This window comes from Pantoea graminicola (genome assembly GCF_048452665.1).
GTDB lineage: Bacteria > Pseudomonadota > Gammaproteobacteria > Enterobacterales > Enterobacteriaceae > Pantoea.
The window spans coordinates 41,725-66,503 of record NZ_JBLWSJ010000008.1 but is presented as its reverse complement, the minus strand read 5'-3'; the positions used below and the strand labels follow the sequence as shown (position 1 = coordinate 66,503).

Here is a 24,779-nt window from a genome sequence, read left to right as displayed (position 1 = left end):
TTTACTCACTATGAGTACTGAGCTTGGATTAATTTTTCTCTTTTCTTTGGCTTTCCTCTTTTTTGCTCGAAAAGCAGCTAAAAAAATTGGTTTAGTGGATAAGCCTAACTCACGTAAACGCCACCATGGCGCGATTCCGTTGGTCGGCGGCATTTCTGTGTTCGCAGGTATCTGCTTCACGTTCGCCATTACCAACTACTATCTGCCCCACGCGCTGCTCTATCTGGGCTGTGCCGGTGTGCTGGTGCTGGTCGGGGCGCTGGATGACCGTTTCGACATCAGCGTTAAAATCCGTGCGGTCGTGCAGGCCATTGTCGCGCTGGTGATGATGTTTGGTGCCAAGCTCTACCTGCTCAGCCTGGGATTTATCGTTGGGCCAATCGAGCTGATCGTCGGGCCCTTCGGCTATGTGCTGACGCTGTTTGCCGTCTGGGCCGCAATTAACGCCTTTAACATGGTAGACGGCATTGACGGTCTGCTGGGCGGACTCTCGTCGGTGACATTTGCCGCGATGGGGATCATCCTCTACTTCGACGGCCAGACCAGCCTCGCGATGTGGTGTTTTGCGATGATCGCCGCCACGCTGCCCTATATCCTGCTGAATCTCGGCTTCCTGGGACGCCGCTTCAAGGTCTTTATGGGCGATGCCGGCAGCACCATGATCGGTTTCACCATTATCTGGATTCTGCTGGAAACCACCCAGGGTCTGAGCCATCCCATTACCCCTGTGACCGCGCTGTGGCTGATTGCCATTCCCCTGATGGACATGGTGGCGATTATGTATCGTCGCCTGCGTAAAGGCATGAGTCCGTTTTCGGCTGACCGCCAGCACATCCACCATCTGATTATGCGAGCCGGTTTCAGCTCGCGTCAGGCCTTTGTACTGATTACCGTGGCAGCGGCGATCCTGGCCGGTATCGGTGTGCTGGGTGAATATCTGGCGTTCATCCCGGAATGGGTAATGCTGCTGCTGTTCCTGGGCGCTTTTATGGTTTACGGCTACTGCCTGAAACATGCGTGGCGTGTGGCGCGACGTGTGCGGCGCATCAAGCGTCGTCTGAGCCATTACCGCGAAGCCAAAAATAAATGAACCCGATGCTGATAAAGGATAACGCTGGCATGCCTTCTGACGTTGTGGACAACGAACTGGATATACGCAGCTTTGGCTGCCGTTTATGGCGCGGTAAGCGCTGGATTGTCGGGCTGGCGCTGCTGTTTGCGCTGGTCGCCTGGCTCGCCACGCTGCTGATGAAACAGGTCTGGAGCACCACGGCGATCACCGATCGACCCACGGTCAACATGCTGGGATCGTACTATGCGCAACAGCAGTTCCTGACCAACCTGGATGCGCGCAACAACGCCTTGACCCTGGCGGCACCGTCACCGACCGTGATGGATGAGGTCTATCAGGAGTTCACGATGCAGCTCGCCTCCTGGGATACGCGTCGTGAGTTCTGGCAGCAGACCGACTACTACAAAAGCCGGAAAACGGGCAATGCGCACAACGATGCCGCCCTGCTCGACGATATGATCGGCAATATTCTCTTCACCCCCGCCGACGCGGCGCATAATCTGCCCGACAACGTCAGACTTAAAGCCGAAACTGCGGGCGACGCCAATAATCTGCTGCGTCAGTACATCGCCTACGCCAGTGAGCGCGCCGCGCGTCACCTGAACGATGAGCTGAAAGGGGCCTGGCAGGCACGCACGAATCAGCTGCAGGCGCAGGTAAAACGTCAGGAAGATGTGGCGAATGCCGTCTTCCAGCGCCAGCAGCATCGGCTTGAGCAGGCGCTGAAGATCGCCAGCCAGCAGGGCATCAGTCAGAAACAGACGCGCGAAGCGGGTGAAAACCTGGCGGACAGCGATCTCTTCCTGCTGGGGCAGCCGGTTTTACAGGGGCAACTGGATACCCTGCGCGCGACCGGCCCGGCGTTTGATATCAGCTATGATCAAAACAGGGCAATGCTGGCAACGCTGCAGGCCGGGCCAAAACTGAACAGCCAGTTCCAGACCTATCGTTATCTGCGTACGCCGGAAGAGCCGGTTTCCCGTGACAGCCCGCGACGTCTGTTCATGATGATTCTGTGGGGTGCGGTTGGCGCATTAACAGGCGCCGGTGTGGCGCTGGCACGTCGTCCGCGTCTGATGTCAGACACGCATGATTGAGAGAAACAGTGTGAAAGTTCTGACCGTATTTGGTACTCGTCCGGAAGCCATTAAAATGGCCCCGCTGGTTCAGGCGCTGGCGCAGGATCCTGCGTTTGAGTCGCGGCTCTGCGTCACGGCGCAGCATCGCGAAATGCTTGACCAGGTGCTGCGCCTGTTCAGGCTGCAGCCGGACTACGACCTCAATATCATGCGTCCCGAGCAGGGACTGACCGAGATCACCTGCCGTATTCTGGAGGGGATGAAAACCGTCCTGCTCGACTTTAAGCCGGACATCGTGCTGGTACATGGTGATACCACCACCACGCTGGCGGCGAGCCTGGCGGCTTTTTATCAGCAGATCCCTGTCGGCCATGTGGAGGCGGGGCTGCGCACCGGCGATCTCGCGTCGCCGTGGCCGGAAGAGGGGAACCGCAAACTCACCGGCCATCTTGCCCGTCTGCACTTCACGCCTACTGCCCGATCGCGTCAGAATCTGCTGCAGGAGAATCTGCCGGATGCGCGAATTATCGTGACCGGCAACACGGTCATTGATGCGCTGCTGTGGGTGCGCGATCGGGTGCTGGATGACACCAGCCTGAATGCGGAGCTGGCAGCGCGCTATCCGTTCCTCGATCCCGCTAAGAAACTGGTGCTGGTCACGGGCCATCGGCGTGAAAGTTTTGGCGGCGGTTTTGAACGTATCTGCAGCGCGCTGGCGCAGATCGCCCGTCAGCATCCGCAGGCGCAGATCGTCTATCCGGTGCATCTCAATCCCAATGTCAGCGAGCCGGTGAACCGCATCCTCAGCGGCATTGAGAATATCATCCTGATCGAACCCCAGGAGTATCTGCCGTTTGTCTGGCTGATGAACCGTGCCTGGCTGATCCTCACTGACTCCGGCGGTATCCAGGAGGAGGCGCCTTCGCTGGGTAAACCGGTCCTGGTGATGCGTGATACCACCGAACGCCCCGAAGCGGTCGACGCGGGGACGGTCAGACTGGTGGGAACCGATATCGCCAGAATCGTGGCGAGTGTCGGTGAATTACTGCGCGACGACGAGGCCTGGCAGGCGATGAGCCACGCTCATAATCCCTATGGCGATGGCAAAGCCTGTGGTCGTATTTTACAAGCCTTAAAAGATAACCGAGCCGAATTATGAGTTTTGAAACCATCTCCGTGATTGGACTGGGATACATTGGGCTGCCGACGGCAGCCGTTTTTGCTTCAAAGGGAAAAAAAGTGGTGGGGGTGGATATCAACGCCCGTGCCGTAGAAACCATCAACCGTGGCGCGATCCACATCGTGGAGCCCGATCTGGATCAGGTCGTCCATGCCGCCGTCACACGCGGCGATCTGCGTGCCACCACTCAGCCGGAAGCCGCCGACGCCTTTCTGATTGCCGTACCGACACCCTTTAAAGATGGATATCAGCCCGACCTGCGCTTTGTGAAAGCGGCGGCAGAGTCGATTGCGCCGGTACTGAAAAAAGGCGATCTGGTGATTCTGGAATCGACGTCGCCGGTTGGCAGTACCGAACAGATGGCCGACTGGCTGGCTGCGGCACGGCCCGATCTGTGCTTTCCTCAACAGGGCGAAGCGCCTGACGTATTTGTTGCCTACTGCCCGGAGCGGGTGCTGCCGGGTCAGGTTATGGTTGAGCTGATTAACAACGACCGGGTTATCGGCGGCATGACGCCCGCCTGTTCCGCCCGTGCCAGCGAACTCTACCGGCTGTTTTTAAAAGGCGAATGCGTGGAGACCAACGCCCGCACCGCCGAGATGTGCAAACTGACTGAAAACAGCTTCCGTGACGTGAATATCGCCTTTGCCAATGAGCTATCGCTGATTTGCGCCGATCAGGGCATTAACGTCTGGGAGCTGATTGCGCTGGCGAATCGCCATCCGCGCGTTAACATTCTGCAGCCGGGGCCGGGCGTCGGCGGCCACTGTATCGCGGTCGATCCCTGGTTTATCGTGGCGCAGAATCCTGAACTGGCCCGTCTGATCCGCACCGCGCGTGAGGTCAATGACGCCAAGCCGCAGTGGGTGCTGGACCAGGTAAAAACGGCGCTGGCAGACTGCCTGACGCAGACCGGCAAGCGCGCCAGCGATATCACCATCGCCTGTTTTGGCCTGGCCTTTAAACCCAATATTGACGACCTGCGCGAAAGCCCGGCTATTGGCGTGGCGCAGAACATCGCCGAGTGGCACAGTGGCACAACCTGGGTGGTTGAACCCCACATTGCGCAGCTGACAGACGCACTCGCCGGTCATGCGGAACTGGTGTCGGCTGAGCAGGCGCTGGCGCAGGCCGATATTCTGGTGATGCTGGTCGACCATCGCGCCTTCCGCGCCATCGACGCCGCCAGCGTGCAGCAGAACTGGATTGTCGACACCAAAGGTGTCTGGCGATGAAGTGCTTTCTGATCACCGGCGGTGCCGGTTTTATCGGTTCGGCGCTGGTGCGCTTTTTGATCGCAGAAACCGAACATCAGGTCGTCGTCGTCGATAAACTCAGCTATGCCGGCAATCTGGCCTCCCTCGCCAGTGTTGCCGACTCGTCACGTCTGCATTTTGAACGGATCGACATCTGTGATCGCCCGGCGATCGATCAGGTTTTTGCCCGCTATCAGCCCGATTGTGTGATGCATCTCGCCGCTGAAAGTCATGTGGATCGTTCAATTGACGGACCCGCGGCTTTTATCGAGACCAATATTGTCGGTACCTATCAGCTGCTGGAATCAGCGCGCTTTTACTGGCAAAAGCTGCAGGATGCGCGCAAATCCGCTTTCCTTTTCCACCATATCTCAACCGATGAAGTCTTTGGCGATCTGCATGACAGCAATGCTTACTTCACAGAGACAACCCCTTATGCGCCAAGTAGCCCCTATGCGGCCAGTAAAGCCAGCAGCGACCATCTGGTGCGTGCCTGGCTGCGCACCTACGGGCTACCCACGCTGGTCACCAACTGTTCAAACAATTATGGCCCATGCCACTTTCCGGAAAAGTTAATCCCGCTGACCATCATCAACGCGCTGGCTGGCAGAGCCTTACCGGTATATGGCAACGGTCAGCAGATTCGTGACTGGCTTTACGTTGAAGATCATGCCCGCGCGCTTTATCAGGTGGTCAGCCATGGCCGAGCGGGTGAAACCTATAATATTGGCGGTCATAACGAGCGCCGTAATATTGAGGTGGTCGAAACTATCTGTACTCTGCTTGAGGAGCTGGCATCAGAGCAGAAACCTGCCGGGCTGGCACATTATCGCGACCTGATTACCTATGTCACGGACCGCCCCGGTCACGATCAGCGCTATGCCATTGATGCCAGTAAAATTGCGCAGGAACTGGGTTGGGTGCCGCAGGAAACCTTTGAAAGTGGCCTGCGGAAAACGGTGGCATGGTATCTGGCCAATCCTGCCTGGTGGCAGGCCATTCTGGATGGTCGCTATCAGGGCGAACGCCTCGGCTTATCGCAATAACCCTGCGTAAGGAACAGCGATGAAAGGCATTATTTTAGCGGGCGGCTCGGGTACGCGGTTACACCCGATAACCCGTGCAGTCTCGAAGCAGCTTCTGCCTGTCTACGACAAACCGATGATCTACTATCCGCTCTCAGTACTCATGCTGGCGGGTATTCGAGACATTCTGTTGATCACCACGCCGGAAGATCAGGCACAGTTCGAACGTCTCTTAGGCGATGGCCGTGAATTTGGAATACGCCTGAGCTACGCGACGCAGCCCAGTCCCGATGGACTGGCGCAGGCCTTTATCATCGGTGAGTCGTTTATCGGTGATGACAGCTGCTGCCTGGTGCTGGGTGACAATCTCTACTTTGGCCAGGGCTTCAGCCCTAAGCTGCGTAAAGTGGTCGAGCAGCATCGCGGCGCAACAGTATTCGGCTATCAGGTCATGGATCCTGAGCGTTTTGGCGTGGTGGAGTTTGACGACAACTTCAGAGCGATCTCAATTGAAGAGAAGCCACAGCAGCCGAAATCGCGCTGGGCAGTAACCGGTCTCTATTTTTATGACAATCAGGTTATCGAATTCGCGAAACAGGTAAAGCCTTCGTCGCGTGGCGAACTGGAAATCACCGCTATCAACCAGATGTATCTTGACCGTGGTGAGCTGACGGTTGAACTGCTGGGTCGTGGCTTTGCCTGGCTGGATACCGGCACCCATGACAGTCTTGTCGAAGCCAGCATGTTTGTGCAGACGGTAGAAAAGCGGCAGGGTTTTAAAATTGCCTGCCTGGAAGAGATCGCCTGGCGTAATCACTGGCTGAGCGACGAGCAGCTACGCGCCGCAGGCGAAGCGCTGACAAAAACCGGCTACGGCCAATATCTGCTGGATTTATTACATGCCCGTCCACGTCAATATTCATCCCCTTAGCTGGGAGAGCGCGTTCTTCGGTGTTGAGACCGTGCGGCTGGAAGCGGAAGGTGAGATCCCACTGGAAGAGGCGCTGCGTCATCCCTGTGCGCTGATGCAGATGAAAGTGGCGGCCAGCGAAACCGCGCTGATCGACACGCTGCAGCAGCATCAGTTTCAGCTGGCAGAAGGGGAGGCGGATCTGACGCTGGCGGTCACGCAGACGGAACGACAGCCGGACATTCGTATTGCCCGCGAGTCGCAGATCCCGCTGTTGCGTGAGGCGGCGTCTGCGCTGTTCAGCCAGAGCCGTTTCCGTGCGCCCTGGTACGCGCCGGACGCCAGCGGTCGCTTTTACGCGCAGTGGATTGAAAATGCGGTGCGCGGCTCGTTTGACGATCAGTGCCTGGTGGCGAGCGATGCCGCAGGGCAGCTTCAGGGCTTTGTTTCGCTCCGCGCGGTCGACGGCGATGCCCGAGTGGGCCTGCTGGGCGTGCTGCCTGCTGCGCAGGGCCAGGGGCTGGGTCAGCGGCTGCTGCTGGCGGCGGCTGACTGGGCGCGGGTACGGCAGCTGAATCAGCTGCGGATTGCCACCCAGCTCAGCAATCTCACGGCAATGCGCCTCTATTTACGCAGCGGTGCCCGGCTCGACAGCACCGCCTACTGGTTTTACAGGAAAGGTCATGATTCCATTTAATGCGCCTCCGGTTGTGGGCACCGAAATCGAGTATATGCAGTCGGCAATAAACAGCGGCAAGCTCTGCGGCGACGGCGGATTTACCCGTCGCTGTCAGCAGTGGATGGAGCAGCGTTTTGACAGCAAAAAAGTGCTGCTGACGCCTTCCTGCACCGCATCACTGGAGATGGCGGCGCTGCTGATCGATGTGCAGCCTGGCGATGAAGTGATCATGCCGAGCTACACCTTCGTCTCTACCGCCAACGCGTTTGTGCTGCGCGGTGCGCGGATTGTGTTTGTCGATGTGCGCCCGGACACCATGAACATCGATGAAACGCTGATCGAAGCGGCCATCACGGAAAAAACCCGCGCCATTGTGCCGGTGCATTATGCGGGCGTGGCCTGTGAGATGGACACCATCATGGCGCTGGCGGCAAAACATAAGCTGTTTGTGATTGAAGATGCGGCGCAGGGCGTGATGTCACGCTACAAAGGCCGCGCGCTGGGCACCATCGGCCATATCGGCTGCTTCAGCTTCCATGAAACGAAAAATTACACCGCCGGTGGCGAGGGTGGGGCGACGCTGATCAACGACGCCAGCCTGATTGAGCGCGCCGAAATCGTGCGCGAAAAAGGCACCAACCGCAGCCAGTTCTTTCGCGGACAGGTCGATAAATATACCTGGCGCGATATGGGCTCAAGCTATCTGATGTCCGACCTGCAGGCCGCCTGGCTCTGGGCGCAGCTGGAGGCCGCTGAGCGAATTAATCAGCAGCGGTTGCGTGTCTGGCAGCGCTATTACGACGCCCTCCAGCCGCTGGCGGCTCAGGGCCGCATCAGCCTGCCGGTCATCCCGGCCAGCTGTGAGCACAATGCGCATATGTTCTATATCAAACTGCGCGATCAGGACGATCGTCAGGCGCTGATCAACTGGATGAAAGAGGCCGAGATTCTGACGGTATTCCACTATATTCCGCTGCACAGTTCGCCTGCCGGTGCGCGATTCTCGCACTTTGCCGGCGACGATCGCTTCACCACCCGCGAAAGTGAACGCCTGCTGCGCCTGCCGCTGTTCTATAACCTGTCAGATAACAACCAGAGCACTGTCATCAGCTCGCTGCTGAGCTTCTTCTCCTGATGTCACTTGCCAGAGCCTCAGTGTGGACCGCGTCGTCCACGCTGGTAAAAATTGTGGCCGGTCTGCTGGTCGTTAAACTGCTGGCGGTCAGCTTCGGACCGGAGGGCGTCGGCCAGGCGGGGAACTTCCGTCAGCTGATTACCGTGCTGGGCGTGCTGGCGGGCGCGGGTATCTTCAACGGCGTCACCACCTATGTCGCGCAGTATCAGCAGCAGCCCGACCGGCTGCGGGCGATGGTGGGAACGGCATCGACCCTGGTGATGGGCTTTTCCGGGGTGCTGGCGCTGCTGTTTCTGCTGGCGGCGGGCCCCATCAGCACCGCGCTGTTTGGTCACGACCGCTATCAGGGGGTCATCCGCGTGGTGGCCTTTCTGCAGCTCGGCATCGCCTGGGCCAACTTTACCCTGGCGCTGCTGAAGGGGTATCGCGATGCGCGCGGCAATGCGCTGGCGCTGATCTTCGGCAGTCTGATCGGTGTGGCAGGCTATCTGGTCTGCTGGTGGGCCGGTGACTATCAGGGCGCACTGATCGGGCTGGCGCTGGTTCCGGCCTTACTGCTGCTGCCGGCGCTGATGATGCTGAAACGCCGCGTGCCGCTGCCGCTGAGCTGGCTGCGTCCGCAATGGCATCCTGAACTGGCGGGGAATCTGGCAAAATATACGCTGATGGCGCTGATCACGGCCGTCACCCTGCCTGTCGCCTGGGTGTTGATGCGTAATCTGCTGGCGCAGCAGCAGGGCTGGGCGCAGGTCGGATTATGGCAGGGCGTCACCAGCATTTCCGATGCCTATCTGCAGTTTATCACCGCCACCTTCAGCGTCTGGCTGCTGCCGACGCTGGCGCGGCTCGACAACAAACGCGATATCGCGCGTGAGATTGGTCGTGCGCTGCGCTTTGTCCTGCCTGCCGTCGCGGTTGCCAGCTTTGGCGTCTGGGTGCTGCGCGATTTTGCTATCAGCCTGCTGTTCTCTGAGGCGTTTCGCGGAATGCGCGATCTCTTTGTCTGGCAACTGTGCGGCGATGTTTTTAAAGTTGGCGCCTATGTTTTCGGATATCTGGTGATCGCCAAAGCCTCGCTGCGCTTTTATGTTCTGACTGAGATCAGTCAGTTCCTGCTGCTGACCCTGTTATCGCGCTGGCTGATCCCGCTCTATGGCGCAACGGGGGCAGCACAGGCTTATATGCTGACCTATATGATTTACTTTGCCCTGTGCTGTGGCGCTTTTATTGTTTACTGCCGGAAAAAATGACTTTAATTCACGTTTTGGGATCGGACATTCCCCACCACAATCAGACGGTGCTGCGCTTTTTCAACGACGTCCTCAGCGTTGAGCAGCCTGTGGCTTCGCCACGCCATTTTATGGTGGTGACGCAGCAGCCCGAAAGCCTGGCCCCCTTCAGCGCGTTGCAGATCGAATGTTTTGCCAGCAAGAAAGCGCTGGCGCAGGCGGTCGTGGCGCGGGCCAGACATCGTCAGCAGCGCTTTTTCTGTCACGGACAGTTTAACCCGTGGATCTGGCTGGCGCTGCTCATCGGGAAACTGCACCGCTCACAGATCTACTGGCACGTCTGGGGAGCCGATCTCTATGAAGATTCGCGCAGCCTGAAGTTTCGTCTGTTCTATCAAATTCGCCGGATCGCCCAGGGCCGCGTGGCTCAGGTTTTTGCGACCCGTGGCGACCTGCATCACTATCAGCAGCGCCATCGCCGTGTACCCGGTTCACTGCTCTATTTCCCGACCCGCATGCCCGCCGCCGCCATCGCGTCTGCGCCTTCCGAGCCATTTACGTTGCTGCTGGGTAACTCCGGCGATCCGAGTAACCGGCATATTGAAGGGCTGAAGGCGATTCGCGCGCAGTTTGGCGGGCAGGTGCGCATCGAGGTTCCGCTGGGCTATCCACCGGGCAACCAGGCCTATATCAGCCAGATTCAGGCCGCTGCAGAGACGCTGTTCCCGAACGGGCAGGTCAATCTGATCCGTGAAAATCTGCCATTTGAGCACTATCTGGCCCTGCTGGCGCGCTGCCATGTCGGTTATTTTATGTTTGAACGTCAGCAGGGTGTGGGAACGCTCTGCCTGCTGATTCAGGCCGGAGTGCCATTTGTCCTGACCCGTAAGAATCCATTCTGGCGTGATGTGGCTGAGCAGCAGCTGCCGGTCCTGTTCAGCGAAGATGCGCTGACGCCTGCAGTGATTGCTGAGGCGCGGCGTCAGCTGGCGAGTTGTGATAAGCAGGCTATCGCCTTTTTTGCGCCGGGCTATCTGGCCGGATGGCGGGCGGCGTTACAGCTCAGCGAAGGAGAGTTGTCATGAGTCTGATGCAGTTTGGCGGCCTGCTGGTGGTCTATCTGCTGTCGCTGGTTTTTATCCTGACCCTGACCTGGCGGGAGTTTAAGCGTGTCCGTTTTAACTTCCATCTCTTCTTCACGCTGCTGTTTCTGCTGACTTTCTATTTCGGCTTCCCGCTGACCTCGGTGCTGGTGTTCCGTTTTAATGTCGATGTTGTGCCGGTTGAAAATCTGCTGGAGGCGCTGCTGTCGGCCACGGCGTTTTATGCCATCTATTACGTCAGCTATAAAATACGGCTGAAGCCCGCCAGCCCTACGCCGGCCAGACCCTGGCTGCAGATGAATCGCGTCGAAACCCATCTGACCTGCGTGATTCTGGCGCTGGTGGCGCTGGGCACCGTCACGGTGTTCTTTATTCACAACGGCTTTCTGCTGTTCCGCCTGACCGCCTACAACCAGATCTTCTCCAGCGAAGTCTCGGGCGTGGCGCTTAAGCGATTTTTCTACTTCTTTATTCCGGCGATGCTGATCCCCTACTTTTTACGCCCGACGCGCCGCAACTGGCTGCTGTTCCTGCTGGTCACCGTGACCTTTGGTTTAGTGACCTATGCGCTGGTCGGGGGGACCCGCGCCAATATCATTATCGCGTTCGCCCTGTTCCTGTTTATCGGGATTACCCGCGGCTGGATCACGCTGTGGATGCTGGCGAGCGCCGGTGTGATGGCGATTGCCGGGATGTTCTGGCTGGCGCTGCGCCGCTATAACCTGGACGTCATGGGCGATGAAGCGTTCTATACCTTCCTCTATCTGACGCGTGATACGTTCTCGCCGTGGGAAAACCTCGCCCTGCTGCTGGATAACTACGCCAGAATCGAATTCCAGGGACTGGCCCCGCTATGGCGCGATTTTTATGTGTTTATTCCGACCTGGCTCTGGCCGGATCGGCCGCTGGCGGTGCTGAACAGCGCGAACTACTTTACCTGGGAAGTGCTCAACAACCACTCCGGCCTGGCGATTTCACCCACGCTGATAGGCTCGCTGGTGGTGATGGGCGGCGTCTGGGCGATTCCTCCCGGCGCGGTCGCGGTCGGGATGATTATTAAGGCCTTTGATGCGATCTATCAGCGCGGCTGCCTTGAGACCAATCGCTACAGCGGCGCCATCCTGCAAAGCTTCTGTTTTGGCGCGGTCTTTAACATGATCGTGCTGGCACGCGAAGGGCTCGATGCGTTCGGCTCTCGCGTGGTGTTTTTCTGCATTATTTTTGCTGCCTGCCTGGGCATGGCTAAATTACTTTTCTGGTTACTGGATCGCGCAGGTTTGATTCGCGACCGCAGCAGGCGGGTCGTGCACAGCCCGCTCTGATTAACCTCTGGGATTAACGGAAGATATGACAAAGTTAACGGAAACGCCGCAGTACCGGATTCGTGGCGTTGAGCTGTATGGCTTCGAGAACATGCCGTCGGCGGTGAGTTTTCTGATGCCGCCGCAGCAGGTACGCAGCGGCATTCTGGTGGCGATCAATGCGGAGAAGATCCTGACCGCTGAGCGGGATGAGGGACTACGCACGCTGCTGACCCAGGCGGAATATGCCTACGCGGATGGCATCAGCATTGTGCGTTCAATTCGCAAGAAGTATCCCCGGGCGCGGGTGCAGCGCATTGCGGGTGCGGATTTGTGGGAGGCACTGATGGAGCGTGCCGGGCGGGAAGGGACGCCGGTATTTCTGATCGGCGGTCGTCAGCAGGTGCTGGATGAAACCTGCGATAAGCTGCGCCGCCAGTGGAATGTCAATATTGTCGGGGCGCAGGATGGCTATTTTGCGCCAGCCGAACAGGATGCACTCTTTGCCCGGATTGCGGCCAGCGGCGCAAAGCTGGTGACTGTGGCGCTGGGATCGCCGCGTCAGGAGCTGCTGATGCTGGCGTGCCGCGCGCACTGGCCTGATGCCCTCTATATGGGCGTAGGTGGCACCTATGATGTTTTCACCGGTCATGTGAAGCGTGCGCCTCTGATCTGGCAGCGGCTGGGGCTGGAATGGCTTTATCGCCTTATTCGTCAGCCCTCCCGCCTGCGGCGGCAGCTAAAACTGCTGAAATATTTGCGCTACCACTGGCGAGGCGATCTCTGATATTGCTGATATATGCCGCATTTTTAGTCTCTGCCCGCGCATGAATGCGCTATTTCTCGACAAAATGCACAAAGCGTAATCAAACGCGTCTTTTTATTTAAAAAGCACTAGACACGATGGGCGCTTATCTCTAGTATGCACATCCGCAACGGCGCTACGCGCCCGTAGCTCAGCTGGATAGAGCGCTGCCCTCCGGAGGCAGAGGTCTCAGGTTCGAATCCTGTCGGGCGCGCCATATCGTTTGTGCGCATGAGCTTCGGTGGTTGATTTACCGCGGTTGGCAGTAAAGATTTAAATGCTGCAGGTTTGTAATCTGTATCATGAAGAATTGTGGTGGCTATAGCTCAGTTGGTAGAGCCCTGGATTGTGATTCCAGTTGTCGTGGGTTCGAGTCCCATTAGCCACCCCAGATTTTGCTGGGATACGCGAAGGTGGCGGAATTGGTAGACGCGCTAGCTTCAGGTGTTAGTGTCTTAACGGACGTGAGGGTTCAAGTCCCTCTCTTCGCACCAGGCAAAACAGTTTAAAAAAATCGGCGAGTAGCGCAGCTTGGTAGCGCAACTGGTTTGGGACCAGTGGGTCGGAGGTTCGAATCCTCTCTCGCCGACCATTTTTAGAAACCTGTCTGAAAAGACAGGTTTTTTTTCGTCTGTGGAAAAGAGGATGAGGACCTCCGAAGGAGGTTTGAGCCGAGCGCAGCGAGACAACGTTGCGTCAGCAACGGCCCGAAGGGCGCAGCTCGAAGAGCGGCGTTATCCTCTCTCGCCGACCATTTTTAGAAACCTGTCTGAAAAGACAGGTTTTTTTTCGTCTGTGGAAAAGAGGATGAGGACCTCCGAAGGAGGTTTGAGCCGGGCGCCGGGCGTTTTCCTCTTCTGACCCTGTGCCCTGCGCGTCCGGCTGGCGATGTATCGAAGTCAGATCTGACCGCCCTCTGACATCTTTCTGTCAGCATTCATGCCTCTGTCAGCCTTAACAGACACTGTCTTCTGAACATAAACGCAGCGTCGTGAATCGCCGACAGATAACGCCTTGTTATTGCTGGATTCACGGAGATTCGCGGCTGGCTGTCTCCATTCAGAGACAGCGAAAGCCACCGCTGTCGCCGGATGCCGACAGTTCCTGCCTGACACCCCCGCAGCGCAGATGACTGATGCGCCTAACTAGCTGAATTTTAATTATTTAAAAAATAGTCATCAACCTGGCATGGCTTGTGCAATACTTCTGCTGTAGATGCTCATTCCACCTCTTATGTCTGCTGATGCTACATAAACCTGGGAATGATGCAGAGCCAATTTTCAGATACCTGTTGTCTGCCTGCCTGTATCGCGCAAGCCTTACAGGGTTAACAGACACTACGTTGAGTCAGGTATCTCCCGGTTGTCTTACCGACCTGATCTTGCACCTGCCCCTGGCAGGTGTTTTTTTTTGCCTGCGTCAGGGCGGGATGAGAGAAGAGGGCATAAAAAAGCCGGGCAAGCCCGGCTTTTAATGTCTCCAGACGGCATCAGCCGTTGGGATTGCTCTTCAGCGTCAGCAGCAGACCTTCGCGGCGCATTTTCGCTGCCTCTTCGGGGCGATGCAGGCGATCGTAAACATCCGCGAGCCACGCATAATCGAACGCATCAGGACGCTGTTCCAGCGCCTGCTGCAGAGCTTCAGCCGCCTGCTGCCATTCGCCATGACGCATCAGCAGCTGTCCCAGCGTACTGTGCAGCAGCGGCGTAGCGCCATGCTGTTTAATCTGCTGGCGGAGCGCCTTCTCCAGCGCTTCGGGATTGCCGCTTTTAATACGAGGCATCAGCAGAACCAGACGATCGTCATAATGACGCTTGAGGCCCTCCAGCACGATCGCCTGCGCGGTGTCGTGATCGTTGCATTCGATCAGATGATCCGCCATTGCCACCTGCAGCGTCGTATCCTGACGGGTTTTACGGCTCAGGGTGTTCCACCAGCGCTTCAGTCCATCGCTGCCCTGATCGGCCATTGCCTGATTCATCAGACCCAGCCAGGCCTGCTGCTGCAGGGCTTCGCGATGCAGATCGTCACCGACCTGCGCTTTCTGCATGGCAGGCAGAATATCCAGCAGGGCACTCCAGGCTCCGGTTCGGATATAGGCCTGTTCAGCCAGACGCAGCACTTCCGGATGACGCGGGGCCACTTCCAGCAGACGATCGATGCTGTGACGCGCCGCGTGATCTTCGTTACGTGCCAGCTGAATGCGCGCGCGCGCGATCTCAACCGGGATGGTATTGCTTTCAGAAAGCTCCGCAGCGCGCTCCAGATGCTGATTTGCACGGACTTCGTCGCCACGCTGCTGCGCAGCTTCTGCGGCCAGCAGATAGTTCGCGACCGGCACATCGGCGTGGTCGGCATCTTTAGACAGCAGTTTTTCTGCCTGACGATGATCGCCCTCTGCCAGCTTCATCAGTGCCGACTGCGTATGACGCTGGGCACGACGGCGCTTACGTCCGGTAAACCAGCCACGGGTACGTGCCCCGGTGCGCAGCACGCGGCGCAGCAACCACTCGACGGCCAGAATCACCAGCAGGCTGATGATCAGGATAATGGCCAGGCCGGTGACGCTGGTTTCGATGTTCCAGTTATCGGTCTGAATCAGTACATAGCCCTGATGACCGGCGATCATCGGTCCCAGCACCACGCCCGCAATCAGCAGGATAAAGAGGATAAATACCTTAAGCATCCTTAGCCTCCCTGCTGATTAGCAGCGGCAGAAGGTTGCGCTAACAGGTTCCGCACGCGGGTCTGCATCAGCTGCTCCAGCAGCGGCTGACTTTCCAGGTTATCCGGCAGATCCATATTGATGTTTTGCTGGCTCAGCTCATCCAGCTGGGCAAGAAACGCTTTGGTGGCGGCATCGTTGGTGTCGTACCAGGCGCGAACCCAGGCCGAAACGGTATCGATAGACTGTTTGTAGATCTCATCCTGATGACGCGGTACAGCCTGCGCCGCAATCAGCAGGCGTGAACGGATATTCTCACGCAGGTAAACGTCCTGATTAGGGGCCAGCAGGGGCTGAGCGGTGTTGTCACGGCGGCGGATGGTAATAAAATCATCCATAAAGTTATGCCAGCTTTTCACCAGGTTCTGCCGCCATTCGCGCACGGAACCTGATAGTTCGCCGCCATCGCTGTCCATCGGCGCATCATCACTGTCGTTATCCGCCAGACGCAGATTATCAACGTTGTTCGACAGCTGATTGAGCTTGAGGATCACGCCATCATAGTCGACCTGAGTCACAGCGGAGAGGTTACTGATATCCTGGGTCAGGGCGCGACGCACGTTCATGACGCTGGGATCGTTCATGTCGGCCAGGCTGGCATCGGCGCTTTTCAGCAGTGCCGCCGCGGTGGTGACATCCTGATCGCTCCAGAGTTTACGGCCGGCCAGCTTCACCAGATAGTCCGCCTGCGCCAACAGCCAGCTGCGCACATCGTTGCCGGAGATAACGGCCATTTTTTCCCGCAGCGTTTCCAGCTCTTTTGCAGAGGCGGTCTGCTGGGCCTGCGCCGTCTGCAGGGCGCTTTCTGCGCCACTCAGTTGCTGTGTCAGCTGCTGTTTATCGCTGCTGGCCTGCTGCTGCAACGCGCTTAACTGATCGCTCAGCTTCTGATTGGTTTGTGCCTGCAAATCGGCCTGATGTTTCCCGTTAAGGTATAAACCCGCACCTATTGCCAGCGCGATGACAATCGCCACTGCTCCCAGCACCATGCCACCATTTTTCGCCTGACGCGGTGGTGTGCTGTTGCTGGAAGGAGAGCGGTCGACCGCTGGGGTGGTTTCTTCAACCATGGCGGAGGAGTCTTTTTGTTCCGTCATATGTGGCACATCCCATTATTAAAGTTCAGCGTAACGCGCGCAGCAGCGCATCGTTATCGGCACCATCGGCTACCTGAATATCCTGCCAACCCAATCCTGCGGCCAGAGTAGCCAAACGTTCACTGACGACGATCAGTCGGCAGTTGAGCAGCCATTCCTCGCGATCAACTGCGGGGAACAGCGAAAAAAGCTGTTGTAACATTTCACCGCTGGTCACCACCAGCACAGAGACGCCGCGATCGCGCCAGCGACGCCCCTCAACCGGGCCATCGTAGTGCTTCTGACAGCGCTGATAGCAGGCAGCAAACGTCACCTCGGCACCGCGCCGGGTTAACGTCTCTGCCAGCAGTTCGCGTCCGGGATCGCCACGCAGTATCAGCGCACGTTTACCGGCCACCTGCTGAAGCGTATTCAGCCGGATCAGCTCTTCGCTGGTTTCCTGCGCATGAGGCCAGGTCACCTGCTGACCGCTGACGGTATGAAACGCCAGTGCGGTGCTGCGACCAATTGCATAATAGTCCAGCTCAGGGGGCCACGCTTTGATCCGGTGCTGTGCGTAGTGAATAACCTGCTGTGAAAGGATAAAAACGAGGTCACCGGCGCGCAGGCCGGCGAGCGTCTGAGGCAGAGAGGGGAGGTCAGCGCCCGGCGCAAATTCGATCAGCGGCAGGCTCCACGCCTGTTTACCAATGGCATGCAGGCGTGACACCAGCTCTGCCGCTGCGGGTTCCGGGCGCGTCACCAGGATGGTCATGCCGGCGGCTGCCCCTGATAGACCTCTTGCAGGATTTCACGCGCGCCGCCGTTCAGCAGTTCATCGGCGAGTGAAATGCCCATCTGCTCCGCCTGCGCGCGCGGGCCGCGGCGTTCGCCGCTGACCATGACCCGGCCATCCGGTGCGCCGACCATGCCGCGCAGCCAGAGATCGTCACCTTCCAGCACGGCGAAACTGCCAATCGGCACCTGACAGCCGCCCTCCAGGCGGGTATTCATGGCACGCTCCGCTCTGACACAGACTTCGGTGTCGGCGTGGTTCAGCGCCTGTAACAGGCCGATCAAGGTCGTGTCGTCGAGACGGCATTCGATGCCGACCGCCCCCTGGCCCACGGCGGGCAGTGAAACGTCGGCAGGCAGCGCCTGACGAATGCGATCTTCCAGTCCCAGCCGCTTCAGCCCGGCAACGGCCAGGATAATGGCATCATATTCACCGGCATCGAGTTTACCGAGGCGGGTGCCGACGTTGCCACGCAGTGAGCGGATAACCAGATCCGGACGACGCGCGCTGATCTGGCACTGACGACGCAGGCTCGACGTTCCGACGATGGCGCCCTGAGGCAGCGCATCGATAGAGTCATAATGATGAGAAACGAACGCATCGCGCGGATCGTCGCGCTCACAGATGGTCACCAGGCCCAGCCCGTCGGGAAAACTGACCGGCACATCCTTCATGGAATGTACCGCCATATCGGCACGGCCTTCCAGCATCGCCAGCTCAAGCTCTTTGACAAACAGCCCTTTGCCACCGACTTTCGCCAGCGGCGTGTCGAGGATAATGTCACCTTTGGTGACCATAGGCACCAGTTCAACGCGCAGGCCCGGATGGGCGCTCATGAGGCGTTGCTGAACATAATGTGCCTGCCACAGTGCGAGCGGACTTTGTCTTGTAGCAATTCTGAAAATTTTGTCTAACATGCTGTTAACCATTTTTATCGTTCACTGAATATCCTATCATCTCTGGGCGAATACTGTCAGTTTCAACGGATTGAAAAGGGTCGGCGCGCGGCTGACGGCCCGGTTTCTAAAGCCGTCGCGTGCGATCCGGTGCTGAAAATGCAGGAAGCGGGTCAGAACGTGCTAAACTGTTAAGTAGCGCAACTTTCTTTACGGTCAATCTGCCGGGTGTTAGATTGATCACGTTTCCAGCAATTATCTGCCCACTTTTTTACGCCAGCAGAGGCAGAGCGCGGAAACAGGGTGCTTAAACACTGGGACAATCAGGCGAAACGTCTTGTACCTCTATATTGAGACACTGAAACAGAGACTGGATGCAATCAACCAGCTGCGCGTTGATCGTGCGCTGGCTGCCATGGGGCCCGCTTTTCAGCGTGTCTACAGTCTGCTGCCAACCTTATTACATTATCAACATCCGCAGATGCCAGGTTACCTTGAAGGTAACGTTCCACATGGCATCAGCTTTTTCACGCCTGATGAAAACCAATGCCAGCTGCTGGCTGACCTGACCGGCGACAGTGACCTGCGCCATGCCGATGCGCCGAAGGGCGAAAGGCCAATCACGGCCATCTACTCGATGGGCAGCACCTCCTCTGTCGGCCAGAACAGCGTCTCGGATCTCGATATCTGGGTCTGCCATCAATCCTGGCTGGATAATGAAGAGCGCCTGAACCTGCAGCGCAAATGCACGCTGCTGCAGAAGTGGTGCGTCTCTATGGGCGTGGAAGTCAGTTTCTTCCTGATCGATGAGAACCGTTTCCGCCACAACGAAAGTGGCAGCCTGGGCGGAGAAGATTGCGGTTCTACCCAACACATTTTACTGCTGGATGAGTTCTACCGTACGGCGGTTCGCATGGCCGGTAAACGCATCCTGTGGAACATGGTGCCGGGCGAAGAAGAGCATCACTACGACGACTATGTGATGTCGCTGTATGCCAAAGGCGTACTGACCCCGAATGAGTGGCTCGACCTGGGTGGCCTTGGCACGCTCTCGGCCGAAGAGTATTTCGGTGCCAGCCTGTGGCAGCTCTATAAGAGCATCGACTCGCCCTATAAAGCGGTGCTGAAAACGCTGCTGCTGGAAGCCTACAGCTGGGAATATCCGAATACACAGCTGCTGGCGATGGATATCAAACAGCGGTTGCATGACGGCGAAATTATCTGTTTCGGGCTCGATCCCTACTGCATGATGCTGGAGCGGGTCACCGATTATCTGACCAGCATCGACGATCAGCCGCGTCTTGATCTGGTGCGCCGCTGCTTCTACCTGAAAGTGTGCGAAAAACTCAGCACTGATGATCATCAGCAACGCACCGGCTGGCGCCGCGAAATTTTATCGCAGCTGGTGAAAGCCTGGGGCTGGAACGAAGAGAAGATTGCCATTCTGGACAACCGTGCAGAGTGGAAAATCGAGCGGGTGCGCGAAGCGCATAACGAACTGCTGGATGCGATGATGCAGAGTTATCGCAACCTGATCCGCTTTGCCCGCCGCAATAATTTAAGCGTCAGCGCCAGCCCGCAGGATATCGGCGTGCTGACCCGTAAACTCTATGCGGCTTTCGAGGCGCTGCCGGGAAAGGTCACGCTGGTTAACCCTCAGATCTCGCCCGATCTCTCCGAGCCTAATCTGACCTTTATTCATGTGCCGCCTGGCCGCGCCAACCGTCCTGGCTGGTATCTCTATAACCAGGCGCCGGACATGGATTCGATCATCAGCCATCAGCCCCTGGAATATAACCGCTACCTGAACAAGCTGGTGGCGTGGGCGTGGTTCAACGGTCTGCTGACCCGTAAAACCCGGCTGCATATTAAAGGCAACGAGATCTGCGATCTGGCGCGGCTGCAGGAGCTGGTGAACGATGTCTCCAGCCACTTCCCGCTGCGTCTGCCTGCGCCGACGCCAAAAGCGCTCTACAGCCCGTGCGAAATCCGCCACCTTGCGATTATCGTCAACCTTGAGCACGATCCGACGGCGGCCTTCCGCAATCAGGTGGTGCACTTCGACTTCCGCAAGCTGGACGTCTTCAGCTTTGGTCAGCAGCAGCAGTGCCTGATTGGCAGTATCGATCTGCTCTATCGCAACTCTTGGAATGAGGTGCGTACGCTGCACTTCAGCGGCGAACAGGCGATGATCGAAGGGCTGAAAACCATTCTGGGCAAGATGCATCAGGATGCGTCGCCGCCCGATACGGTGGAAGTGTTCTGTTACAGCCAGCATCTGCGCGGGCTGATCCGTACGCGCGTCCAGCAGCTGGTGTCAGAATGTATCGAGCTGCGTCTTTCCAGCACACGTCAGGAGCCGGGCCGCTTCAAAGCCCTGCGTATGGCGGGCCAGACGTGGGGGCTCTTCTTCGAACGCATGAGCGTTTCGGTGCAGAAGCTGGAAAACGCGGTGGAATTTTATGGCGCGATCTCCAACAACAAGCTGCATGGCCTGTCGATCAAAGTCGAAACCAATCAGACGCCGCTGCCGCCGGTGGTCAACGGCTACGCCAGCGAAGGGATCATTCAGTTCTTCTTTGAGAACACGACCGATGAGCGTGGCTTCAACATCTATATCCTCGATGAGACCAACCGGGTTGAGGTTTATCATCACTGCGAAGGCAGCAAAGAGGAGCTGGTGCGCGACGTCAGCCGGTTCTACTCTTCGTCGCACGACCGTTTTACCTATGGGTCGAGCTTTATCAACTTCAACCTGCCGCAGTTCTACCAGATTGTAAATACCGGGGAGCGATTCCAGGTCATTCCGTTCCGCAGTCAGACGCTGACGCAGCTCTGCACGTCGCAGCCTGACAACGACAACAGCGACTATCAACCGCGCTATCAGGTGCATTGATGCTGACGGGCTGCCTGCGCTCCGCAGGTGGCCGCTCTCTTTCTGGCCTGTCACCCGGTTCACGCTATTTGCGGGGATTTCCTGTTGCTTTTCCACCTTCAACTGCGATGATAAGCATCCAGGTAAAGGACATGAAGAGCATAAAGAATGAAGAAAGTAATAAGCCTGTTGGCCATGACAGTGGCAGTAATCAGCCTTGCAGGTTGTGGCCTGAAAGGACCGCTCTACTTCCCGCCGAAGGATCAGCCGAAGAAACAGCAGGCACCGACCGAACGTCAGAAAGCCAATGCCACTAAAGCCGATGTGGGCGGACTGGTAACCGGCAATGCAGGCGTAAAAGCGAACTAATCTGATGGCTTATCCGGCGGAGCAAAAAATGCAGTTCTCCAAAATGCACGGTCTCGGCAACGATTTTATGGTTGTGGATGCGGTGACACAAAATATCTTTTTTTCGCCGGAATTGATCCGCCGGCTGGCCGACCGCCATCTGGGGATCGGTTTTGATCAGCTGCTGATTGTTGAACCGCCTTACGATCCCGACCTCGATTTCCACTATCGTATTTTCAACGCCGACGGCAGTGAAGTGGCACAGTGTGGCAACGGTGCGCGCTGCTTTGCCCGCTTTGTGCAGCTGAAAGGATTGACCAACAAAAGTGACATCCGGGTCAGTACCCAGAATGGTCGCATGGTCCTGACCGTCACGCCTGATGACCAGGTGCGTGTGAACATGGGCGAGCCCAACTTTGAGCCGCAGCAGGTGCCTTTCCGCGCCAATAAAGCGGAAAATCTCTATCTGCTGCGGGTGGCAGAACAGACCGTAATGCTGGGTGCGGTGTCGATGGGCAATCCACACTGCGTCATTCAGGTCGACAGCGTTAAAACCGCGCAGGTCGCGCTGCTGGGGCCGATTCTGGAGAGCCATGAACGCTTCCCGGAGCGCGTCAACGTCGGGTTTATGGAGATCGTCAATCCCGAGCATATCCGCCTGCGCGTCTATGAACGCGGCGCGGGTGAAACGCAGGCGTGCGGCAGCGGCGCCTGTGCTGCCGTTGCGTGCGGCATTCAGCAGGGCATTCTGGCACCGAAAGTCCGTGTGGATCTGCCTGGCGGAACGCTGCATATCACCTGGAAAGGGGCCGGTCAGCCGCTCTATATGACCGGGCCTGCCACACACGTCTATGATGGGTTTATTCATCTATGAAAAATATCGAAGAGCAGGCTGACAGTTCGGTTCTGCTGGACGATCAGGCCGTCAGTGATTACCTGCGGCAGAATCCCGAATTCTTTATCCGCAATGCCCGCGAAGTTGAACAAATGACCGTGCCACACCCGGTGCGCGGCAGCGTGTCGCTTGTCGAGTGGCATATGGCACGGCAACGTAACCATATCCAGCGGCTGGAAGAAGAGATCACGCTGCTGATGGAACAGGCCAGCGCCAACCACGAACTCTTTGATCGTCTGCTGTCGCTGGAGAGCCATCTGGCCGCGGCGGACTCCCTGCAGGATATGCTCAACCGTCTGCATCGCTGGGCGCGTGAGCTGGGCCTGGCGGGCGCGAATGTGCGGCTGTTCAGCGACAAATGGCTGCTGGGCGCACCCTCCGATTTCTTCCAGCTGAGCCTGTCGCGTCAGGCATTTGAGCCGCTGCGCATTCAGCGCTTCGGTAATCAGCATCACTATCTCGGCAGCCTCAACGGGCCGGAACTGCTGCTGCTGCTGCCGCAGGCCAAAGCGATTGGCTCGGTGGCGATGTCGCTGATGGGCGAAGAGGGCGAACTCGGCGTGCTGGTATTTAGCAGCCGTGACAGCCAGCACTATCAATCGGGTATGGGCACGCTGCTGTTGCAGCATCTGTCACAGATGATGCCGGGCCTGCTCGCCCGCTGGGTTGAGCGCGTATGAGTCAGGCGCTGCAGGAGGCCATCGACGGATTTCTGCGCTACCTGAAGGTGGAGCGCCAGCTCAGCCCTCTGACCCAGAGCAGCTATGCGCGACAGCTTGCCGCGCTGGTGGCCATTGCTGATGAGATGAAGCTCAGCAGCTGGGCTGCACTGGAGCCTGCGCAGGTGCGCAGCATGGCGGCGCGCAGCCGTCGTGCCGGACTTTCCGCCAGCAGCCTCGCGCTGCGTCTTTCAGCCCTGCGCAGTTTTCTCGACTGGCAGGTGAGCCAGGGTCTGCTTGCCGCTAATCCGGCCAAAGGGGTGATGACCCCGCGCAAAGCGCGTCATCTGCCGAAGAACATCGATGTTGATGAGGTCAATCAGCTGCTGGAGATCGACTTAGGCGATCCGCTGGCCGTGCGCGACCGGGCGATGCTCGAAGTGATGTATGGCGGCGGGCTGCGCCTTTCTGAGCTGGTGAACATGGATTGCCGCCACGTCGATCTCGATTCCGGCGAAGTGTGGGTGGTGGGAAAGGGCAGCAAAGAGCGTCGGGTGCCGATTGGCCGCACGGCGATCACCTGGATCCAGCACTGGCTGCCGCTGCGTGAAGCCTTTGGCGGTCAGGATGATGCGCTGTTTCTTTCGACGCGCGGCAACCGCATCTCGCCCCGCAATGTGCAGAAGCGCTTTGCAGAGTGGGGTATCCGGCAGGGTGTCGCCAGCCATATTCATCCGCATAAGCTGCGTCACTCTTTTGCCACGCACCTGCTGGAGTCCAGCGGCGATCTGCGCGCCGTGCAGGAGCTGCTGGGGCATGCGAACCTGTCAACGACGCAGATCTATACCCATCTCGACTTCCAGCATCTGGCATCGGTGTATGACGCTGCGCATCCCCGCGCCAAACGAGGAAAGAACGAATGAAGTTTTATCGTCCGCTGTCGGCCATTAAGGCCCTGACTTTCGACCTTGATGACACGCTCTACGATAACCATCCGGTGATCCGTCGCACGACCCTGGCGTCCCACGCGGCGCTGCAGGCGTATCATCCGGCGCTGCGTAGCTTCACGCCGCAGGATTATCAGCGTCTGCGTGACGAGCTGCTGCTGCGTGAGCCTGAGATCTATCACGATGTGTCGGAGTGGCGACGCCGCTCGGTCGAGCTGGCGATGCTGAATGCCGGCCTCTCTGCCGCTGACGCCAGCGCGGGTGCGACAGAGGTGATGGATGTGTTCCACCACTGGCGCAGTCAGGTTGAGATGCCGGATGAGACGCACCAGACGCTGAAAGCGCTGGCGGAAAAAGTGCCGCTGGTGGCGATCACCAACGGCAACGCCAGCCCGGAAAAAATGGGGATCGCCGGGTACTTCCGGTTTACCCTGCGCGCCGGACCGGACGGACGCGCCAAGCCGTGGCAGGATATGTATCAGCTTGCTGCGCAGCGGCTGGCTATCGCGCCAAAGCACATTCTGCATGTGGGCGACGACCTCACCACTGACGTGGCGGGTGCGCTGCGCTGTGGGCTGCAGGCGTGCTGGATTAATCTGCGGCAGGGCAATCTGATGCACATCCCGGATGCGCGTCTGTTACCGCATGTTGAAATTTCGCGGTTGGCATCACTCACCTCACTGCTATAATGGCTGTAAATTTATCCAGTCGTCATCTCTTTTCTGCGCTGTCGCCGTCTCCGATCCGGCGTCTGTGTCGCGGTGTTTGCTGCGTCGACAACCCTGCGG

The 24,779-nt window shown here is 58.0% G+C and carries 22 protein-coding genes, 4 tRNA genes and 1 other RNA gene; 23 read left to right on the top strand and 4 right to left on the bottom strand.

The genetic code is table 11. The features are described from left to right. Positions 1-10 precede the first annotated feature (10 nt). The 17 genes from wecA to ACNY69_RS17275 all read left to right on the top strand — a co-directional run bounded on the left by wecA (position 11) and on the right by ACNY69_RS17275 (position 13,528). Positions 11-1,090, top strand: coding sequence for a UDP-N-acetylglucosamine--undecaprenyl-phosphate N-acetylglucosaminephosphotransferase (wecA, locus tag ACNY69_RS17355; RefSeq protein ID WP_111139455.1), 1,080 nt, complete (start codon positions 11-13; stop codon positions 1,088-1,090). 29 nt (positions 1,091-1,119) lie between these two features. Beyond that, positions 1,120-2,169 (top strand): ECA polysaccharide chain length modulation protein, encoded by a 1,050-nt coding sequence (gene wzzE / locus ACNY69_RS17350; protein WP_418799330.1) that lies wholly within the window; start codon positions 1,120-1,122, stop codon positions 2,167-2,169. A 10-nt stretch (positions 2,170-2,179) separates the two neighbouring features. Further along, positions 2,180-3,310, top strand: a complete 1,131-nt coding sequence (wecB, locus tag ACNY69_RS17345) for a non-hydrolyzing UDP-N-acetylglucosamine 2-epimerase (RefSeq protein WP_111139463.1) — start codon at positions 2,180-2,182, stop codon at positions 3,308-3,310. Beyond that, positions 3,307-4,566: a UDP-N-acetyl-D-mannosamine dehydrogenase gene (gene wecC / locus ACNY69_RS17340; RefSeq protein ID WP_111139456.1), complete on the top strand. Its 1,260-nt coding sequence runs from the start codon at positions 3,307-3,309 to the stop codon at positions 4,564-4,566. Before wecB ends, wecC begins: the two co-directional genes overlap by 4 nt. Then, positions 4,563-5,633, top strand: coding sequence for a dTDP-glucose 4,6-dehydratase (gene rfbB / locus ACNY69_RS17335; protein ID WP_367395972.1), 1,071 nt, complete (start codon positions 4,563-4,565; stop codon positions 5,631-5,633). The genes wecC and rfbB overlap by 4 nt, the downstream gene beginning before the upstream one ends. A gap of 19 nt (positions 5,634-5,652) precedes the next feature. Further along, positions 5,653-6,543, top strand: a complete 891-nt coding sequence (rfbA, locus tag ACNY69_RS17330; RefSeq protein WP_293770623.1) for a glucose-1-phosphate thymidylyltransferase RfbA — start codon at positions 5,653-5,655, stop codon at positions 6,541-6,543. After that, positions 6,512-7,219, top strand: a complete 708-nt coding sequence (gene rffC / locus ACNY69_RS17325) for a dTDP-4-amino-4,6-dideoxy-D-galactose acyltransferase (RefSeq protein WP_418799326.1) — start codon at positions 6,512-6,514, stop codon at positions 7,217-7,219. The genes rfbA and rffC overlap by 32 nt, the downstream gene beginning before the upstream one ends. Continuing rightward, on the top strand, positions 7,206-8,336 hold the full coding sequence (gene rffA / locus ACNY69_RS17320; protein ID WP_367395973.1) for a dTDP-4-amino-4,6-dideoxygalactose transaminase: 1,131 nt from the start codon (positions 7,206-7,208) through the stop codon (positions 8,334-8,336). The genes rffC and rffA overlap by 14 nt, the downstream gene beginning before the upstream one ends. Beyond that, the gene (gene wzxE, locus ACNY69_RS17315; RefSeq protein WP_418799324.1) at positions 8,336-9,586 is read left to right on the top strand and encodes a lipid III flippase WzxE; all 1,251 of its coding nucleotides are present in this window, start codon (positions 8,336-8,338) and stop codon (positions 9,584-9,586) included. The genes rffA and wzxE overlap by 1 nt, the downstream gene beginning before the upstream one ends. After that, positions 9,583-10,650 carry a TDP-N-acetylfucosamine:lipid II N-acetylfucosaminyltransferase gene (gene wecF / locus ACNY69_RS17310; protein WP_111139460.1) on the top strand — a complete coding sequence of 356 codons (1,068 nt, stop codon included), beginning with the start codon at positions 9,583-9,585 and terminating at the stop codon, positions 10,648-10,650. Before wzxE ends, wecF begins: the two co-directional genes overlap by 4 nt. Further along, positions 10,647-11,990, top strand: coding sequence for an ECA oligosaccharide polymerase (gene wzyE, locus ACNY69_RS17305; RefSeq protein WP_111139461.1), 1,344 nt, complete (start codon positions 10,647-10,649; stop codon positions 11,988-11,990). The genes wecF and wzyE overlap by 4 nt, the downstream gene beginning before the upstream one ends. 25 nt (positions 11,991-12,015) lie before the next feature. Further along, positions 12,016-12,756, top strand: a complete 741-nt coding sequence (gene wecG, locus ACNY69_RS17300) for a lipopolysaccharide N-acetylmannosaminouronosyltransferase (RefSeq protein WP_111139462.1) — start codon at positions 12,016-12,018, stop codon at positions 12,754-12,756. A gap of 158 nt (positions 12,757-12,914) precedes the next feature. Further along, positions 12,915-12,991 (top strand) — tRNA-Arg (locus ACNY69_RS17295). Between the two features lie 98 nt (positions 12,992-13,089). Further along, positions 13,090-13,165 (top strand) — tRNA-His (locus tag ACNY69_RS17290). A gap of 16 nt (positions 13,166-13,181) precedes the next feature. Continuing rightward, positions 13,182-13,268 (top strand) — tRNA-Leu (locus ACNY69_RS17285). 21 nt (positions 13,269-13,289) lie between these two features. Further along, a tRNA-Pro gene (locus ACNY69_RS17280) sits at positions 13,290-13,366 on the top strand. Positions 13,367-13,398: 32 nt separating this feature from the next. Continuing rightward, positions 13,399-13,528: non-coding RNA, RtT sRNA (locus ACNY69_RS17275), on the top strand. Between the two features lie 735 nt (positions 13,529-14,263). Here the strand turns inward: ACNY69_RS17275 and hemY are convergent. Genes hemY through hemC form a run of 4 tightly spaced genes read right to left on the bottom strand, consistent with a single transcriptional unit; the run spans position 14,264 to position 18,288 of the window. Then, positions 14,264-15,460 carry a protoheme IX biogenesis protein HemY gene (gene hemY, locus ACNY69_RS17270; protein ID WP_111141998.1) on the bottom strand — a complete coding sequence of 399 codons (1,197 nt, stop codon included), beginning with the start codon at positions 15,458-15,460 and terminating at the stop codon, positions 14,264-14,266. Between the two features lie 2 nt (positions 15,461-15,462). Continuing rightward, positions 15,463-16,596, bottom strand: coding sequence for a uroporphyrinogen-III C-methyltransferase (gene hemX, locus ACNY69_RS17265; protein WP_111141999.1), 1,134 nt, complete (start codon positions 16,594-16,596; stop codon positions 15,463-15,465). Between the two features lie 25 nt (positions 16,597-16,621). Next, positions 16,622-17,350 carry a uroporphyrinogen-III synthase gene (hemD, locus tag ACNY69_RS17260; RefSeq protein WP_111142000.1) on the bottom strand — a complete coding sequence of 243 codons (729 nt, stop codon included), beginning with the start codon at positions 17,348-17,350 and terminating at the stop codon, positions 16,622-16,624. Continuing rightward, complete coding sequence (hemC, locus tag ACNY69_RS17255; protein ID WP_111142005.1) at positions 17,347-18,288, bottom strand: hydroxymethylbilane synthase; 942 nt, start codon at positions 18,286-18,288, stop codon at positions 17,347-17,349. Before hemC ends, hemD begins: the two co-directional genes overlap by 4 nt. A 316-nt stretch (positions 18,289-18,604) precedes the next feature. Between hemC and ACNY69_RS17250 the strand changes: the two genes are divergently transcribed. The 6 genes from ACNY69_RS17250 to yigB all read left to right on the top strand — a co-directional run bounded on the left by ACNY69_RS17250 (position 18,605) and on the right by yigB (position 24,680). Then, positions 18,605-21,163: a class I adenylate cyclase gene (locus tag ACNY69_RS17250; protein WP_111142001.1), complete on the top strand. Its 2,559-nt coding sequence runs from the start codon at positions 18,605-18,607 to the stop codon at positions 21,161-21,163. 147 nt (positions 21,164-21,310) lie between these two features. Next, on the top strand, positions 21,311-21,511 hold the full coding sequence (gene lptM, locus ACNY69_RS17245) for an LPS translocon maturation chaperone LptM (protein ID WP_418799320.1): 201 nt from the start codon (positions 21,311-21,313) through the stop codon (positions 21,509-21,511). A 28-nt stretch (positions 21,512-21,539) separates the two neighbouring features. Further along, entirely contained in the window at positions 21,540-22,364 is an 825-nt protein-coding gene (dapF, locus tag ACNY69_RS17240; RefSeq protein WP_111142006.1) for a diaminopimelate epimerase, read from the top strand. Further along, complete coding sequence (locus tag ACNY69_RS17235; RefSeq protein WP_111142003.1) at positions 22,361-23,065, top strand: DUF484 domain-containing protein; 705 nt, start codon at positions 22,361-22,363, stop codon at positions 23,063-23,065. Before dapF ends, ACNY69_RS17235 begins: the two co-directional genes overlap by 4 nt. After that, on the top strand, positions 23,062-23,967 hold the full coding sequence (xerC, locus tag ACNY69_RS17230; RefSeq protein WP_293774081.1) for a tyrosine recombinase XerC: 906 nt from the start codon (positions 23,062-23,064) through the stop codon (positions 23,965-23,967). The genes ACNY69_RS17235 and xerC overlap by 4 nt, the downstream gene beginning before the upstream one ends. Next, on the top strand, positions 23,964-24,680 hold the full coding sequence (gene yigB / locus ACNY69_RS17225; protein WP_418799317.1) for a 5-amino-6-(5-phospho-D-ribitylamino)uracil phosphatase YigB: 717 nt from the start codon (positions 23,964-23,966) through the stop codon (positions 24,678-24,680). The genes xerC and yigB overlap by 4 nt, the downstream gene beginning before the upstream one ends. Positions 24,681-24,779: the final 99 nt, after the last annotated feature.